Genomic DNA, 15,618 nt, shown 5'->3' with positions numbered 1-15,618 from the left:
TGGATCCCTCTGTCGTGACCGTGGCACCCGTGCGGGCGACCGGGATCGGCTCGTGGCCGGGGACGTCGGTGCGTGAGGCCGTCCGCACCGTCCGCGACCTGCTCCTCGAGGGCGACGGAGTGGGGCTGCCGTTCCTCCCCGAGACACCGGCCCGTGGTCCGGGAGCCGACATCATCGGCCGGGCCGCCGGGCTCCTCGTCGACCTGCCCGTCGACCTCCAGCCCAGCGGCTGGCGCTTCGTCGACCGGCCGGGACGCGACGCCGGGCGCACGGCCTCGCTCCTGCGCGAGGAGCTCGACGAGCTGGCCGAGGCCTACGACGGCTACATCGGCCCGCTGAAGCTGCAGGTCGCCGGGCCGTGGACCCTCGCCGCCTCGGTACGGCTCAACCGCGGCGAGCGGGCGCTCGTCGACACCGGCGCCTCCGCGGAGCTCGTCGAGTCGCTCGCCGCCGGCATCGCGCGCTGGGTCGCCGACGTCCGGCGCCTCGTCCCGGGGGCCGAGGTCGTCCTCCAGCTCGACGAGCCGTCGCTGCCGGCCGTCCTCGAGGGGCTGCTGCCCACCGACTCCGGGTTCGGGCGGATCCGCTCGGTCGACCCGCAGGTCGCCGCGCGCGGGCTGCAGACCGTCCTCGCCGCCCACGACGGGCCCACCGTCATCCACTCGTGCCACCCGTCGGCCCCGCTGCCGCTGCTGCGCTCGACCGGCGTGGGGGCGGTCGCCATCGACCTCACGGGCGCCACGCCGGCGCGGTGGGAGTCGGTCGCCGCGACCCTCGACACCGGCACGGGTGTGTGGGCCGGGGTGCTCCCCACCGACGGGTCGGGGACGTCCACGGGTGCGCACCGGCTGGTCGTCGACGGGCTCGAGCGCGCCGGCCTGGCCGCCGACGCCCTGCGCGGGCTCGTCGTCACGCCGACGTGCGGGCTCGCCGGACTCACACCGCAGGGGGCCCGTGACGTTGTACGGGCGGCGCTCGACACCGCGCGCCGTCTCGGAGAGGAGGTCGACCGGTGAGCCGTCAGCCCCGTGTCCCCTGGCAGGTCAAGTTCATCGCGCTCGTCCTCATCTGGGGGTCGAGCTTCCTGCTGATGAAGGTGGGCCTGGAGTCGCTGTCGGCGGTGCAGATCTCCGCCCTGCGGATCGTGTCCGGCGCCGCCGTCATCACCGCGCTCCTCTTCCTCGGCGGTGGCCGCCTGCCGTCCGGTGCGCGGGTGTGGGGCCACCTCTTCGTCTGCGGCTTCTTCCTCGCCGCCCTGCCCTTCACGCTGTTCGCCCTGTCCGAGACGCGGATCAGCTCGGCCCTGGCCGGCATCGGCAACGCGGCCACGCCCATCGCCACCGTGCTCGCCACGCTCGCGATCCTGCCGGGGGAGCGGGCCACGGGCCGACGCCTCGTCGCCGTCGGCATCGGCTTCCTCGGGGTCGTCACGATCATGCAGCCGTGGACCGCCACCGACCGGCCCGACCTCGTCGGCTTCTCGATGGCCCTCGTCGGCGGTGCCAGCTACGGCATCGGGTGGACCTACAACCGCCGCTTCCTCAGCGGGGTCGACCTCGGCGGGCTCTCCCAGCCGGCGGCCACCCTCCTCACCGGCCTCGTGCTCATGGTCCCCGTCGTCGTCGGGTGGGCGCTGACCCAGCCGGCGGGGATCGCGGCCATGTGGTCCTACGGGCCCGCCGACGCCGGCCAGTGGGCCTGGCTGCCCCTGCTCTGCGTGCTCGTGCTCGGCCTCGTGGGAACGGGTTTCGCGTACATGCTGCAGTTCGACGTCGTGCGCGGCGCCGGTCCCGTCATCGGGTCGACGATCACCTACCTCATCCCGGTGGTGTCGGTCCTGCTCGGCGTCCTCGTGCTCGGCGAGCACCTGGGCGCGGCGCAGCTCGTCGGGTTCGCGATCGTGCTCGGCGCGGCGTTCGTCATCAACCGCAAGCCGAAGGCGCCCGAGGCCGTCGTCGTGCGCGAGCGCGAGCAGGCCGCTACTCGCTGAGGGCGCGGTCCCAGGCGCGGCGCCCCATCAGCGACGCCCCGAGGGAGAGGACGCCGAGCGCGGCTCCGGTCGCGATGACCGCGACGACCCACCCGAGGGAGCCGCCACCTCCGCCGCGCGAGGCGGCGAGCAGCGGCATCCCGGTCATCACGGCCTGGGCGACGGCGACGCCGCCGAGCGCGAGGGGGAGGGTCCAGCCCTCCCGACGACCGGCGCGCAGCGTGCGCGACGAGCGCCAGACCCACCAGAGGATGCCGAGCGCCAGCAGGGCGAACGGTCCGCCGAACAGCCGGGCCGCGCCGGTGTCCACGTCCGCGCCACCGAGGAAGGCCACGCGCACCCAGAGCAGCACGGCACCGACGAGCAGCACCGCCCACACGACGTGGAGGGTGAGGCCGACCGTGCGCCAGCGGTCGAGGGCGCCGACGGGGGTGCTCACTCGGCCGGCGCGTGGACCTCGCGCCGGAGGATCTTGCCCGTGGGGCCCTTGGGCAGGGCGTCGACGACCCAGACCTTGCGCGGGTACTTGTACGCGGCGATCCGCTCCTTGGTGAAGGCGATGATGTCGTCCGGCGTCGCGGTCGAACCCTCGCGCAGCGCGACGGCCGCGCCGACCTGCTCGCCGTAGAGGTCGTCGGGCATGCCGACCACGGCGACCTCGAGGACGTCGGGGTGCTGGTAGACGACCTCCTCGACCTCGCGCGGGTAGACGTTCATCCCGCCGCGCAGGATCATGTCCTTCTTGCGGTCGACGATCGTGAAGTAGCCCTCGTCGTCCATCGTCGCGAGGTCGCCGGTGCGGAACCAGCCGTCGGGGATCGCCTCGGCGGTGGCCTCGGGCTTGTTCCAGTAGCCCTTCATGACGTTGTCGCCGCGGATCGCGATCTCGCCGACCTCGCCGTGCGCCACCTCGTTGCCGTCGAGGTCGACGCAGCGCATCTCGCAGCCGGGGATGGCGACGCCGATGGTTCCCGGCTTGCGCTCCATCGTGGGCATGTTGAAGCTCGCGACGGGCGAGGTCTCCGACAGGCCGTACCCCTCGAGGATGACGCAGCCGAACTTGTCCTCGAAGGAGCGCATCACCTCGAGCGGCATCGCGGAGCCGCCGCTGGCGCAGGTGCGCAGGCTGCTGGCGTCCATGCCGTCGCTGTTCGGGTGGTTGAGGATCGCCGCGTACATCGTCGGCACGCCCTGCATGATCGTCACCCGCTCCTTCTCGATGACCTCGATCGCCGCCGCGGGGTCGAAGCGGGGGATGAGGGCGAGGGAGGCGCCGGCGATGGTCGCGGCGTTGAGGCCGACGACGAGCCCGAACACGTGGAACAGGGGCAGGCAGCCCATGACGACGTCCTCGCTCGTCATCTGCTGGATGACCTCGGCCGAGCGGTGCGCGTTGAGGTGGATGTTGCTGTGCGTGAGCTCGGCGCCCTTGGGGCGGCCGGTGGTGCCCGAGGTGTAGAGGATGATCGCGGTGTCGTCGTCGGCCCGCTCGGTGGGCTCGGTGATGGGCTCGCCGCCCTCGAACGTGCCCTCGGCCGGACCGGTGGCGGAGCACTCGACGATCGTCGTGCCGCTGTTCTCGGCGCCCTTGGTGGCCTCGGGGACGAAGTCGGGCCAGACGAAGGCGATCTTGGCGCCGGAGTCGGTGAAGAAGTAGTCGATCTCGCCGGCCTTGAGCAGCGGGTTCATCGGCACCACGACGCCGCCCGCGAGGAGGATGCCCCAGTAGACGACGGGGAAGGCCGGCACGTTCGGGAGGATGACGGCCACGCGGTCGCCGGGCTCGATCCCGTTGGCGCGCAACGTCCCCGCGACCTTCGCGGCCATGGCGTGCAGCTGGCCGTAGGTGACCCCCTGGCCACTGATCCGCAGGGCGTCCTTCTCCGGGCTCCCGGCGGCGGTCGTCGTGAGGTTGGTGGCGAGGTTCGTCATCGAGGGCTCCCTGGGTCCGGCGGCAGTGACGGTCTGGCCCCATCCTCACCCGCGGCGGTCGTGCCGCGCCAGAGGATCGCCGGAGCCGATGGGCCATCAGGGCGACCTGCGAGGATGCGCGCCATGGACGAGGTGACTGCGTCGGGTCCCTCCGGCGGCGACGCCCTCTCGCTCCCCGGTCGGGCCGAGGCCCTGCTGCGCGCCGAAGCCCTGCTGCGCGCCGAGCGCGCCGCCCTGCTCGACCGCATCGCACGGCTGGCCGACGACATGGCCGCGCTCATCGACGCCTCGCGCGACTCCAACGCGGACGACGAGCACGACCCGGAGGGCCAGACGATCGCCTACGAGCGCTCCCAGCTGGCGGCGATGACCGGCCAGGCACAGGACCACCTGGGAGAGGTCGATGCCGCTCTCGAGCGGGTCGGGGCGGGGACGTACGGGGTGTGCGAGGTCTGCGGCGAAGCGATCGCTGCCGGCAGGCTGGAGGCGAGGCCGACGGCGAGGACCTGCGTCCAGCACGCCCCCGCGGCTCGTCCCACGACCTAGGCACGGCACGCCTTGCCCGGGCGGGGGCGGGTCACGAGACTGGACGGCGGAACCGACCGACGAAGGGGTCCCCATGTCCGACGCAGCCGTCCACCTGCTGGTGGGAACGACCAAGGGAGCGTTCGTCCTCGACGGGGACGCCGACCGAGCGAGCTGGACCGTCCGCGGGCCGTACTGCGGCGGGTGGCCGGTGAACCACGTCATCGGCGACCCCGCCACGGGGACGATGTGGGCCGGTGGGGGCGGCGACTGGTCCGGGGCCGGGGTCTGGCGCTCGGACGACCGGGGCCACACGTGGGAGCTCGCGAAGCTGACGACCGGGCAGGTGGACGCGTGGGCGGCGGACGACCCGGTGTTCGCGGCGTCCATCGGCTGGAGCGAGGAGCCGGCACCCTTCGGTGACGGCTTCTCGCAGGTGTGGTCGCTGGGCCGCGGCGGTGGTCGCCTCTACGCCGGCACCAAGCCCGCGACCCTGCTCGTCAGCGACGACGACGGCTCCACCTGGGAGCAGGTCAAGGGGCTCACCGACCACCCGTCGGCCCCCGAGTGGGGGCCCGGCGCGGCCGGGCTCGTCCTGCACACCATCGTCGCCGACCCCCGGGATCCCGAGCGGATGTGGGTCGGCATCTCGGCCGCCGGGGTCTTCGCCACCGAGGACGGCGGGGTCACCTGGGAGCGGCGCAACGACCTCGCCGACCCGGCCGACGGCGAGAAGGGCGGGCACCCGGCGGCGGCGTCCGACGGGCACACCGGGTTCTGCGTGCACCACGTCGAGCACGCGGCGGGCGACGGTGAGGTGCTCTACCAGCAGAACCACCACGGGGTCTGGCGCTCCGACGACGGGGGCCACCACTGGCACGACATCACATCGGGGCTGCCGTCGACGTTCGGGTTCCCGCTCTGGGCCCACCCCCGCGACCCGCGCACCGTCTGGACGGTCCCGCTCAACGGTGACACGCAGGGCCGCTACCCGCCGGATGCCGCCGCCGCCGTCTGGCGCTCGCGGGACGCCGGGGCCTCCTGGGAGGCGCTGCGCGACGGCCTGCCGCAGGAGGCGTGCTTCTTCACGGTGCTGCGGCAGGGGATGAGCGGCGATGCCCAGGACCCCGCCGGCGTCTACTTCGGCACCAACACCGGTTCGGTGTTCGCCAGCCGTGACGAGGGCGAGACCTGGACCGAGATCGCCCGGCACCTGCCCACGGTGCTGGCCGTCGAGGTGCTCGAGCCGACCGGGCGGTCGTGACCAGCCTCGCGATGAGGGTGGTGGCGCTGCACGTTCGCCTCACCCGCAAGAAGCGCTACGCCACGCACGAGGCCGGGGTCGCCTTCCTCCGCTCGGTCAAGGGTCCGTCGACCCCGCCGGAGGACGTGCTCCGCGGGCTCCTCGTGACCACCCACCAGGTCCGCGGGCGGGACGTCCACGTCGTCCGGCGGCCCGATGCGCCACCCGCGGCCGGTGCGGTGGTCTACCTCCACGGCGGGGCGTACACGAACGAGATCGTCGAGCAGCAGTGGGCGTTCGTCGCCCACCTCGCCCGCGAGACGTGCTGCGAGGTGCACGTGCCCGTCTACGGGCTCGCGCCGCACGCCACCGCGACCGAGGCCGTCGACCTCGTGGCGGAGGTCGTCGGGCAGGCCGTGGGGGCGGGGCGCACCTGCGTGCTGTCCGGCGACTCGGCCGGCGGCGGGCTCGCGCTCGTCGCGGCCCAGCAGGCGCCGCCGGAGGCGCGCTCCCTGGTGGCCGGGCTCGTCCTCATCGCGCCCTGGGTCGACCTGACGATGACCAACCCCGAGATCGCCGTGGTCGAACCCACCGACCCGTGGCTGACCCGAGCCGGGCTGCGCCCCATCGCCAGGTCGTGGGCGGGCGAGCTGACCGTCGACGACCCCCGCGTCAGCCCGCTCCACGGCCCGCTCGCGGACCTCCCGCCGGTCGAGGTCTGGGTCGGGACGCGCGACATCACCCTGCCCGACTGCCGCGAGCTGGGCCGGCGGATGCCGCCCGACGCCGCCTTCACCCTGCACGTGGAGGACGGTGCCATCCACGACTACCCGCTGCTTCCCACGCCCGAGGGACGGCGGGCGCGGGGCGAGATCTCGGCCCGCGTGACCGCCCTCCTCGCCGGAAAGCCCTGAGCAGCACTCGATCTCAGCGGGACACGCCCAGCGTCGCGACGAGGTCCTCGTGGAGCTCGAACCACACCCGGTGGCACGAGTCGACGGAGGTCCCGGCGAGCCAGGCGGGGTCGTCGTCGGCCCGGAACAGCGCCGTGAGGAACCGGGCCCGGTAGCCCGCGAAGCGCCCCAGCGAGGCCGTGAGGGAGGCCTCCACCCCACGCAGCCGGGCTCCGACGTCCATGAGGGCGTCCCGGGTCTCCTCGTCGAGTCGCGGGGTGACGGACAGCTGGACCGCGGTGAGGGCGCCCGTGACGGCGGCGTTGAGCGGGAGGAACGCGTCCGACGGTGACCAGCGGCACCGACGACCGCACGCCCGTCCGCCGAGGGCGTAGCGTCTGGCGGCGTGATCAGCACCGACGAGTTCCTCGCCTACTGCGACACCGCGCTCGACGCGTACGCGGACCTGTGCCGCGACCTCGGCGACGACCTCGTCAACGAGCGGGTCGAGGGCGTCGACGGCAGCAACTCGGCCTTCGCCCTCGTCACCCACGTCGTCGGGGTGATGGCGCGGTGGGGGCGCACCGTGAACCGGGGGATCGTCGTGCCCCGTGACCGCGCCGCCGAGTTCACCGCCACCGGAACCGTGGAGGAGGCGCTCGCCCTCATCGAGGCCGGCCGGGCGACCCTGCACGAGGACGTCGCCGCGGCCTCGCCCGACGCCCCACCGGCGAACCCCGCGGGCGGCAAGGACCGCGACGACCCCGGGCTGCAGACGCAGGGCGCGGTGCTGCTCCACGTGTACGAGGAGCTCGCCCAGCACCTCGGCCAGCTCGAGGTGACCCGGGACGTCCTGCGGGCTCGCCGGGGGCGCTGAGGAGCACCGGACGTCAGTGGTCTGCGGCAGGATGACGACGTGAGCGAGACCCCCACCGACCCCGCCGCGCCGCAGTCCGCCGACGTCGTCCCCGACGACGTCCGCCACGACTGGGAGACCCTCGCCGAGGAGGCGCGTGGCCACCAGTTCGCGTACCACGTGAAGGACGCGCCGACCGTCAGCGACGGCGAGTACGACGTCCTCATGCGGCGGCTCAACGCCATCGAGGACGACCACCCGTCCCTGCGCACACCCGACAGCCCCACCCAGCAGGTCGGCGGCGCGGTCTTCTCCACCGAGTTCCAGGCCGTCGACCACCTCGAGCGGATGCTCAGCCTCGACAACGCCTTCTCCACCGACGAGATGCTCGAGTGGAACGCCCGGGTCACCCGCGACGCCGGCGGCGCCGAGCTGCACTACCTGTGCGAGCTGAAGATCGACGGGCTGGCCGTCAACCTCCTCTACGAGAAGGGCCGCCTCACCCGGGCCCTCACCCGCGGCGACGGCCGCACGGGCGAGGACGTCACCCTCAACGTCAGGACCGTGCGCGGCATCCCCACCGAGCTCGCGGGGACCAAGGCCCACCCGGTGCCCGACCTCGTCGAGGTGCGCGGAGAGGTCTACTTCCCGATCGAGGCGTTCGGCGAGCTCAACGCGCAGCTCGTCGAGGCGGGCAAGCCGCCCTACGCCAACCCGCGCAACACCGCGGCAGGGTCGCTGCGGCAGAAGGACCCTCGCGTCACGGCGAGCCGTGAGCTGCGGATGCTCGTCCACGGCCTCGGCAAGCGCGAGGGGTTCGACCTCACCCGCCAGAGCGAGGCCTACGCCGCCCTCGAGGCCTGGGGCATGCCCGTCTCCACCCACTTCCGCGTCGTCGACTCCATCGAGGAGGTCAACGCCTTCATCGCGCACACCGGCGAGCACCGCCACGACGTCGAGCACGAGATCGACGGCGTCGTCGTCAAGGTCGACGAGATCTCAGTGCAGCGCCGGCTCGGCTCCACGTCACGCGCGCCGCGGTGGGCCATCGCCTTCAAGTACCCGCCGGAGGAGGTCAACACCAAGCTCCTCGACATCCAGGTCAACGTCGGACGCACCGGCCGGGTCACGCCGTTCGGGGTCATGGCGCCGGTCGTCGTCGCCGGGTCCACGGTCGAGCGGGCCACCCTGCACAACGCCCAGGAGGTGGTGCGCAAGGGCGTCCTCATCGGCGACACGGTCGTCCTGCGCAAGGCCGGCGACGTCATCCCCGAGATCCTCGGCCCGGTCGTCGACCTGCGCGACGGCACCGAGCGCGAGTTCGTCATGCCCACGCAGTGCCCGGCCTGCGGCACCACCCTCGCCCCCGAGAAGGAGGGCGACAAGGACATCCGCTGCCCCAACAGCCGGTCCTGCCCCGCGCAGCTGCGCGAGCGGCTGTCGAGCCTGGCCGGGCGCGGGGCCTTCGACATCGAGGCCCTCGGCTACGAGGGCGCCGTCGCCCTGCTCGACTCCGGCGTCCTCGAGGACGAGTCGACCCTGTTCGGCCTCACCGCCGAGGACATCGCCCGCGTCCCGCTCTACACCAGGGCTGCGAAGAAGACCGACCCCGAGGACGCCGTGGTCGACGGCCGCGTCCTGTCGGCCAACGGCCAGAAGCTCGTCGACAACCTCGGCCAGGCCAAGCAGCAGCCGCTGTGGCGCGTCCTCGTGGCGCTGTCGATCCGCCACGTCGGACCGACCGCCGCACGAGCCCTCGCCCAGCACCTCGGCTCGATGCAGCGCATCCGCGAGGCGAGCGTCGAGGAGCTCGCCGGGGTCGAGGGCGTCGGCGGGGTCATCGCCGAGTCGGTGCGCGACTGGTTCGACAAGCCGGGCAACGAGTGGCACGTCGCCATCGTCGACGGCTGGGCCGCCGACGGCGTCCGGATGGAGGACGAGCGCGACGAGTCGGTCGAGCAGACCCTCGCCGGGCTCACCGTCGTCGTCACCGGCTCGCTCGACGGCTACTCGCGCGACGAGGCCAAGGAGGCGATCCTCTCCCGCGGCGGCAAGGCGTCGGGGTCGGTGTCGAAGAAGACCGACTACGTCGTCGTCGGGGAGAACGCCGGGTCCAAGGAGGACAGGGCGCGCGAGCTCGGCCTCACCATCCTCGACGAGGCGGGGTTCACCCGCCTGCTCGAGACCGGCTCGCCCGAGTGAACGCTCAGCGCCGGTCGTCGTCCTCGGGCTCGGGCCGGAGGACGGCCGCGCGCCGGTAGCGCTGGCCCACCGCATCCTCCACGGTGCGCGCCTGCGGCGAGTCGGGGCCGAAGGTGTCGGCGGCCGAGCGGCTTACCTGGGCGGCGAGGTCGCGCTGGGCCGCGTGGACGGCGTCGAGGACGAACCCGGCGAGGGCGTCGCCACCGCGCGAGCACGCGGCATCGGTGACCCGCAGCTTCACGACGCCACCGGTGGAGGACACCTCGATCTCGACGCCCTCGACGGTCGCCCGTCCGCGGTAGGAGTCGACCTGGGCGCGCCAGGCGAACGCCGCCTGCGCCTGCTGCACGAGCCGCTCGAGCTCGAGGGCGCCGGGGGTCTCGCCGGCGAAGAGGTTGGGGTCCATCACCAGGTCCCCCCGTCGTGCTGGGGCCGGCGCGGCGGTGGCGGCGCGGAGCCCGGGCCGTCGGTGGGCAGCGGCTCCACCTCCACCGGGCGGGTCGCGGTCTCGACCTCGCCGCGGAAGGCGGCCGTGGTGGCCGAGTCGGGACCCCAGACGCGCTCCGACGAGCGGACCGCCTGGTCGCGCACCGACTCCTGCGCGGCCCGGACGGCCTGCTGGAGGGCCGACGTGACCGACGTCCCACCGCGGGCGGCCAGCTCGTCGCTGACCGCCAGCCCGGTGAGCAGGCCCTGGACGTCGACGGTGGCCTTGACGTGGCCCTTCGCGGCGGTGCCCGTGCCCTCCAGCGCGGCGACCTCGTCGCTCCAGGCCCGGGCGCGCTCGGCCTCCGGACCGGCCTGCGCGGTCTGCGCGGCGATGGCGGCGAGCGCCTCCTGCGGGCTCGAGTACCCCCTCGGCTGACTCATCCCTCGACCCTATCCGGGCCTCCTCCCGGGCGGCGACCGGGCCCGGTGCCCGTGTAGCGTCGAGCCGTCCGAGTTCGTGGGGACGGGCCGACGAGCCCGTCAGGGGAGGGAGATCCGTCGTGCCGCTCGAGGAGCTGACACCCGGTCGGGGCATCGTGCTCGTCAGTGCCATCGCCCTGTTGCTCTTCGGAGGGGTGCTGCTGCTCTTCCTCGTGCCCTACGTCCGCGGCGTCGCCGCGGGGCTGCGCACCGGCGACTGGTGGACCCCGTTCGCCCGTCGCGAGGACGGCCGCTGGGGCGTGCTGGCCAACTCGCGCTTCTTCGCGACGTTCCGCGCGCCCGACCCTGAGGCGCGCACGACCGGTGGGCTGGTGGCGCGCTGGGTCGTGTGGACCGTGGTCGTGCTGGGGCTGGCGTACTACCCCGCGTACCTCGTGGTGACGATCCTCCGGAACGTCTGAGCCGCAAGGCATCTCCGGCGAGGTGGGCTCAGCCGTCCTCGTCGTGACCGGCGTGGGTCTGCTTGCCGCCGTCGGTCGCGTTCGTCGCCGCGGTGTAGGGCGAGTCGCGCACGCCACCGCGCACGCCGTCGCGCACGGCGTCCGGGAAGGTCGGGTTGGGCGCCGAGTGCCGCCCGCCCCGGGTGTACCCGTCGGGTGGCGTCCAGCTCCAGGGTGGGACGTTCGTGGGTGGACCGCCGGGGGCCGCGTGCCGCGGGGTCGGACGGTGCAGCGACGGGTTGGCCTTGATCTTGTCGAGCAGCTGGAGCAGCTGCTTGCCCCACGTGCCGAGCGCGGAGAGCAGGTCGCCGAGCGTGCTGCCCGAACGGACGAGCCCTTCGACGAACGCCGAGCACTTCGCGGTGAGGGCGGCGACGCGGGTGCCGATCTGGCCGCAGATCCACGGGATGAGCGTGCCGAAGGACAGCACGGCCTGGGCGACCCAGCTGATGGCCGCACCGACGAGCTGGGCGAGGACGTCGCGCAGGAAGCCGTGGACGAAGCCGACGATGCCGGCCGCGACGCTGATCGCCTGCTGCATCCCCTCGGCCGCCCCCTGGAGCGCGGCGATCGCCTCGGTGTGCGTGGCCTGCCAGTCGAGGTAGGCGTTGACCGCCGGGCCCTCGTTGCCGCCCTCCATCCGCATCGCGCTGGTGCCCCAGTCGGTGGCGGCGGGTCCGAGGTCGGCGGCGATGAGGCCCCACGCCTGGGCCTGGGCGACGGCGCCGCCGGGGTTGCCGGCGACCTCCTCGAACCAGCCCTTGATGGGGTTGAGGTGGTCGATGACCCAGCCGATGCCGGCGGCGAGCGCCGAGCCGAGCGGGTCGGCGGCGGTGGCCGCGGCGTCGAGGACGAGCGCGACCCCGCTCAGCGCGGCATCGACCCAGTTGCCGCTGCACAGCGCGTTGATCGTGCCGTAGCCGCTGTCGATGATGCCGGCGCCGGAGGTCCAGCCGGACCCCTCCTGGATGGTCGGACTGCCCTCGTGGGTGCTGCCCTGGTCGTAGACGGTGTACGGGTTGGCCGGGCCGATGCTCGGGGGCGTGGTGCCGCTCACGGGTAGGAGCTCCTCAGCTGCCACGACGCGCCGGCGTCGTCGGCCTCGTACTGGTCGGCCATGGCCTTGAGGCCGTTGACGGCCTGGTCGGCGTTCTGCGCCACGGTGTCGAGGGCGCCCTCGACGTCGCCCATCGCGGCGTTGATCATGCCGGGCAGCCACTGGAGGAGCAGGCCGTAGCTGTCGCCGCTGACCGACCCGGCCTGCGACATCTGCTCGAGCGTCAGCGCGACGCCAGCGACGTCGGTCGCGTGCGTGCGGATCTCCGCGGGGCTCACGTCGTAGTGCGTCATGGCATGCCCCTTCCTCGTGTCGTCATCGGTGACCCGGCGTCGCCCCCCGGGTGCGTCCCCTCGGGTCGTGACGATACTTACAGGTATGAGCGATCCTCAACGGGGAGCACTCCCCGCGCGCGTCGTCGTCCGGGCCCCGGGGTGGGCCCGGCTCGTCAGCCTGCCGCTCATGCTCGCCTGGTGGGGGCTGTGCGTGTACCTCGCCGCCTCGCTCGTGGCGGACGGTGTGGGGGAGGGGACGCCCTTTTTCGCGGGGCTGGCCGCGGTGCTGCTCCTGGCCGTCTTCATCGTCGTCATCCCGCCGGCCACGTGGTTCCTCCTCACCTACCGCGTCGAGCTCGGGCCGGAGGGTGTCCGCCGGGAGCCGGGCCACTTCTCGGTACCGCTCGAGGGCCTGACCCGGCTCGAGGCCCTGCCGCCCGCGAGGATCGGGCGGGCCGACCGCGGGGCGCGGGTACGGGTGCAGGGTGGGGGACAGGTGGTGCAGGTGGCCGACAGCGCGCGCGAGTTCCAGGTCGTCCTCGACCTCGTGAGGGCGTGGGCCGCCCAGCGCCCCGAGCTGGTGTCCGACGAGTACTCGCGCTCGCGGCTGCTGCGCCCCGCCCCCACGCCCGGCGACGGCGCCTGAGCGTCAGCCCTCGCTGCCCTGCTGGTTCCCGCTGCTGAGCGCGCGGGGCGCGTTGAGGTCGAGGACGACCGCGACGACCCGCGTCACGAAGACGAACCCGACCGCGAGCCACACGGTGAAGGGGTTGAGCACCCCGAGGTGGTGGAAGAGCACGACGAGCCCGGCGCCGGCGAGGGCGGGGACGGCGTAGAGCTCGCGCTGCAGGACCTCGGGCACCTGACGGGCCAGGACGTCGCGCAGCAGCCCGCCGCCGATGCCGGTGATCCCGCCGATGAGCGTGGCCGCCAGGGGTCCGGCGTCCGCGGTCAGGGCGACGAGGGCGCCGCTCACGGCGAACAGCGCCAGGCCGGCCGCGTCGAGGAGGCGCACGGCGTACGACACCCGGCGCCACCGGGCATCCGGGTGGCGGGCCGCGACCTCCTGCCACCGTCCGTGGAGGAGGAAGACGAGCGCGCCCGCGAGGACCGCGGCCGCGAGCAGCCGCCAGTCGCTGACCGCCACGGGCGGCGTGATGCCGAGGAAGAGGTCGCGGATGATGCCGCCGCCGAGCCCCGCGACCCACGACAGGACGAGCACGCCGAACAGGTCGAGCCCCCGCCGGACCGCCACGAGCGCCCCGGAGAGCGCGAAGACGAAGACCCCCACGACATCGAGGACGGTCTGGAGGGAGGAGGTCACCGCGAGCACCGGCCGATTCTCGCAGCCCGGTGGGCGGGGCGAGCGGCCCCTGCGGCCGCCCATAGACTGGCGCCCATGGCCGACCTCACCCGTGACGACGTGGCGCACCTCGCCGGTCTCGCCCGCATCGACCTCTCCGACGCCGAGCTCGACCGCATGGTCGGCGAGCTCGCCGTCATCCTCGAGGCGGTGGCCACCGTGCAGCAGGCGCCGATCGACGACGTCGAGCCGATGAGCCACCCGATGCCGATCGTCAACGTCACCCGTCCCGACGTCGTGCGTCCGTCCCTCGCGCCGGGTGCCGCGCTCGCCGGCGCGCCGGAGTCCGAGCAGCAGCGCTTCAGCGTCCCCCGCATCCTCGACGAGGAGTGAGCGCGCGCCCCGAGCCGCGCCCCTCGTCCCACCCCGCCCAGAAAGCCGTGACGTGACTGCCACCGACCTCACCCGGTCCACCGCCGCCGAGCTCGCCGACCTCCTCGCCGCCGGGAGCGTCTCGGCCCGCGAGGTGGCCCGGGCCCACCTCGACCGCACCGCTGCCGTCGACGGCGCCGTGCACTCCTACCTCCACGTCGACGAGGCCGGTGCGCTCGCGCAGGCCGACGAGGTCGACCGCCGCCGAGCCGCGGGCGAGTCGCTGCACCGCCTGGCCGGGGTGCCGATCGCCGTCAAGGACGTCATGGCGACCCAGGGGCTCCCGACGACGTGCGGGTCGCGCATCCTCGAGGGCTGGGTCCCGCCGTACGACGCCACCCTCGTGACGCGGCTGCGCGAGGCCGGCATGCCCATCCTCGGCAAGACGAACATGGACGAGTTCGCGATGGGCTCCTCCACGGAGCACAGCGCCTACGGCCCGAGCCACAACCCGTGGGACCTCGAGCGGATCCCCGGCGGCTCCGGCGGCGGCTCGTCCTCGGTGGTCGCGTCGTTCCAGGCTCCGCTGGCCATCGGCACCGACACCGGCGGCTCGATCCGCCAGCCCGCGGCCGTCACCGGCACCGTCGGCACCAAGCCGACCTACGGGGGCGTCTCTCGCTACGGCCTCGTCGCGCTCGCGTCCTCCCTCGACCAGGCCGGGCCGTGCACCCGCACCGTCCTCGACGCCGCGCTCCTCCACGAGGTCATCGCCGGCCACGACCCGATGGACTCCACCTCGATCGACGCCCCCGTGCCGCCCGTGGTCGAGGCGGCCCGCCGCGCCGACGTCAAGGGCCTACGCATCGGGATCGTCCGCGAGCTCACCGGCGAGGGCTTCCAGGCCGGGGTGCAGACCCGCTTCGACGAGGCCGTGCAGCACCTCGTCGACGCCGGGGCCGAGGTCGTCGAGGTCTCCTGCCCGAGCTTCACCTACGCCCTCGCGGCGTACTACCTCATCCTCCCGAGCGAGGCGTCGAGCAACCTCGCGAAGTTCGACGCCATGCGCTACGGCCTGCGCGTCGCCCCCGACGGCGTCGCCGACCCGAGCGCCGAGCAGGTCATGGCCGCCACCCGCGACGCCGGCTTCGGCGACGAGGTCAAGCGCCGCATCATCCTCGGCACGTACGCCCTGTCGAGCGGCTACTACGACGCCTACTACGGCTCGGCACAGAAGGTCCGCCGCCTCATCGCGAACGACTTCACCGCGGCGTTCGGGCAGGCCGACGTCCTCGTCAGCCCCACGGCACCGACCACCGCGTTCACGCTCGGTGACAAGCTCGACGACCCGATGGCGATGTACCTCAACGACATCGCGACCATCCCCGCCAACCTCGCCGGCATCCCCGGGATGTCGGTGCCGAGCGGCCTCGCCGAGGAGGACGGGCTGCCCACCGGGTTCCAGATCCTCGCCCCGGCGATGGCCGACGACCGCCTCTACGCGGTCGGCGCGGTTCTCGAGGCCCGCCTCACCGCGGCGTGGGGTGGCGCCATCCTCGACCGGGCCCCCGAGCTCGCCGCGACGACGAAGGAGGCCTGA

At 73.8% G+C, this 15,618-nt stretch carries 19 protein-coding genes; 11 read left to right on the top strand and 8 right to left on the bottom strand.

What is annotated here, in order from left to right; all coding sequences use genetic code 11:
• Nucleotides 1-14: 14 nt before the first annotated feature.
• Both ACFLFB_RS13590 and ACFLFB_RS13585 read left to right on the top strand, forming a co-directional pair.
• Complete coding sequence (locus ACFLFB_RS13590; RefSeq protein WP_392542715.1) at nt 15-1,016, top strand: methionine synthase; 1,002 nt, start codon at nt 15-17, stop codon at nt 1,014-1,016.
• On the top strand, nt 1,013-1,990 hold the full coding sequence (locus ACFLFB_RS13585; protein WP_392542714.1) for a DMT family transporter: 978 nt from the start codon (nt 1,013-1,015) through the stop codon (nt 1,988-1,990). The genes ACFLFB_RS13590 and ACFLFB_RS13585 overlap by 4 nt, the downstream gene beginning before the upstream one ends.
• Here the strand turns inward: ACFLFB_RS13585 and ACFLFB_RS13580 are convergent.
• Together ACFLFB_RS13580 and ACFLFB_RS13575 are read right to left on the bottom strand one after the other, a co-directional pair.
• Nucleotides 1,980-2,429: a hypothetical protein gene (locus ACFLFB_RS13580; protein ID WP_392542713.1), complete on the bottom strand. Its 450-nt coding sequence runs from the start codon at nt 2,427-2,429 to the stop codon at nt 1,980-1,982. The two genes, ACFLFB_RS13585 and ACFLFB_RS13580, sit on opposite strands and share 11 nt — an antisense overlap.
• Nucleotides 2,426-3,922, bottom strand: a complete 1,497-nt coding sequence (locus tag ACFLFB_RS13575) for a long-chain fatty acid--CoA ligase (protein ID WP_392542712.1) — start codon at nt 3,920-3,922, stop codon at nt 2,426-2,428. The genes ACFLFB_RS13580 and ACFLFB_RS13575 overlap by 4 nt, the downstream gene beginning before the upstream one ends.
• Nucleotides 3,923-4,045: 123 nt before the next feature.
• Here ACFLFB_RS13575 and ACFLFB_RS13570 point away from each other — a divergent pair, with 123 nt between their 5' ends.
• From ACFLFB_RS13570 to ACFLFB_RS13560, 3 genes are all read left to right on the top strand, one after another.
• Nucleotides 4,046-4,468: a TraR/DksA family transcriptional regulator gene (locus ACFLFB_RS13570; RefSeq protein ID WP_392542711.1), complete on the top strand. Its 423-nt coding sequence runs from the start codon at nt 4,046-4,048 to the stop codon at nt 4,466-4,468.
• Nucleotides 4,469-4,541: 73 nt separating this feature from the next.
• A complete protein-coding gene (locus tag ACFLFB_RS13565) occupies nt 4,542-5,711 on the top strand; it encodes a WD40/YVTN/BNR-like repeat-containing protein (RefSeq protein WP_392542710.1) in 1,170 nt (389 codons plus the stop codon).
• On the top strand, nt 5,708-6,604 hold the full coding sequence (locus ACFLFB_RS13560) for an alpha/beta hydrolase fold domain-containing protein (protein ID WP_392542709.1): 897 nt from the start codon (nt 5,708-5,710) through the stop codon (nt 6,602-6,604). Before ACFLFB_RS13565 ends, ACFLFB_RS13560 begins: the two co-directional genes overlap by 4 nt.
• Nucleotides 6,605-6,617: 13 nt before the next feature.
• On the opposite strand, the gene ACFLFB_RS13555 is transcribed toward ACFLFB_RS13560, so the two are convergent.
• Entirely contained in the window at nt 6,618-6,827 is a 210-nt protein-coding gene (locus ACFLFB_RS13555; protein ID WP_392542708.1) for a hypothetical protein, read from the bottom strand.
• A gap of 162 nt (nt 6,828-6,989) precedes the next feature.
• On the opposite strand from ACFLFB_RS13555, the gene ACFLFB_RS13550 reads away from it, so the two are divergent.
• Entirely contained in the window at nt 6,990-7,460 is a 471-nt protein-coding gene (locus ACFLFB_RS13550) for a DUF664 domain-containing protein (RefSeq protein ID WP_392542707.1), read from the top strand.
• Nucleotides 7,461-7,499: 39 nt separating this feature from the next.
• Nucleotides 7,500-9,641: an NAD-dependent DNA ligase LigA gene (gene ligA, locus ACFLFB_RS13545; RefSeq protein WP_392542706.1), complete on the top strand. Its 2,142-nt coding sequence runs from the start codon at nt 7,500-7,502 to the stop codon at nt 9,639-9,641.
• A gap of 4 nt (nt 9,642-9,645) precedes the next feature.
• Here ligA and ACFLFB_RS13540 read toward each other — a convergent pair whose 3' ends face one another.
• Both ACFLFB_RS13540 and ACFLFB_RS13535 read right to left on the bottom strand, forming a co-directional pair.
• Nucleotides 9,646-10,047: a hypothetical protein gene (locus tag ACFLFB_RS13540; RefSeq protein WP_392542705.1), complete on the bottom strand. Its 402-nt coding sequence runs from the start codon at nt 10,045-10,047 to the stop codon at nt 9,646-9,648.
• The gene (locus ACFLFB_RS13535) at nt 10,047-10,511 is read right to left on the bottom strand and encodes a YbaB/EbfC family nucleoid-associated protein (protein ID WP_392542704.1); all 465 of its coding nucleotides are present in this window, start codon (nt 10,509-10,511) and stop codon (nt 10,047-10,049) included. The genes ACFLFB_RS13540 and ACFLFB_RS13535 overlap by 1 nt, the downstream gene beginning before the upstream one ends.
• Before the next feature lie 119 nt (nt 10,512-10,630).
• On the opposite strand from ACFLFB_RS13535, the gene ACFLFB_RS13530 reads away from it, so the two are divergent.
• Complete coding sequence (locus ACFLFB_RS13530; RefSeq protein WP_392542703.1) at nt 10,631-10,972, top strand: hypothetical protein; 342 nt, start codon at nt 10,631-10,633, stop codon at nt 10,970-10,972.
• A 28-nt stretch (nt 10,973-11,000) separates the two neighbouring features.
• Here ACFLFB_RS13530 and ACFLFB_RS13525 read toward each other — a convergent pair whose 3' ends face one another.
• Complete coding sequence (locus ACFLFB_RS13525) at nt 11,001-12,068, bottom strand: hypothetical protein (protein WP_392542702.1); 1,068 nt, start codon at nt 12,066-12,068, stop codon at nt 11,001-11,003.
• On the bottom strand, nt 12,065-12,361 hold the full coding sequence (locus ACFLFB_RS13520) for a hypothetical protein (protein WP_392542701.1): 297 nt from the start codon (nt 12,359-12,361) through the stop codon (nt 12,065-12,067). Before ACFLFB_RS13520 ends, ACFLFB_RS13525 begins: the two co-directional genes overlap by 4 nt.
• Nucleotides 12,362-12,446: 85 nt before the next feature.
• Here ACFLFB_RS13520 and ACFLFB_RS13515 point away from each other — a divergent pair, with 85 nt between their 5' ends.
• Nucleotides 12,447-12,989 carry a hypothetical protein gene (locus tag ACFLFB_RS13515; RefSeq protein ID WP_392542700.1) on the top strand — a complete coding sequence of 181 codons (543 nt, stop codon included), beginning with the start codon at nt 12,447-12,449 and terminating at the stop codon, nt 12,987-12,989.
• Nucleotides 12,990-12,992: 3 nt separating this feature from the next.
• Here ACFLFB_RS13515 and ACFLFB_RS13510 read toward each other — a convergent pair whose 3' ends face one another.
• A complete protein-coding gene (locus ACFLFB_RS13510) occupies nt 12,993-13,676 on the bottom strand; it encodes a trimeric intracellular cation channel family protein (protein ID WP_392542699.1) in 684 nt (227 codons plus the stop codon).
• Nucleotides 13,677-13,742: 66 nt separating this feature from the next.
• On the opposite strand from ACFLFB_RS13510, the gene gatC reads away from it, so the two are divergent.
• A complete protein-coding gene (gatC, locus tag ACFLFB_RS13505) occupies nt 13,743-14,039 on the top strand; it encodes an Asp-tRNA(Asn)/Glu-tRNA(Gln) amidotransferase subunit GatC (protein ID WP_392542698.1) in 297 nt (98 codons plus the stop codon).
• A gap of 52 nt (nt 14,040-14,091) precedes the next feature.
• A complete protein-coding gene (gatA, locus tag ACFLFB_RS13500; RefSeq protein ID WP_392542697.1) occupies nt 14,092-15,618 on the top strand; it encodes an Asp-tRNA(Asn)/Glu-tRNA(Gln) amidotransferase subunit GatA in 1,527 nt (508 codons plus the stop codon).

The sequence above is a fragment of the Oryzobacter telluris genome, from assembly GCF_043099285.1.
GTDB classification, from domain to species: Bacteria; Actinomycetota; Actinomycetes; order Actinomycetales; family Dermatophilaceae; genus Oryzobacter; species Oryzobacter telluris.
The sequence above is the reverse complement of the archived record's forward strand: the minus strand, read 5'-3'. Positions and strand labels throughout refer to the sequence as shown.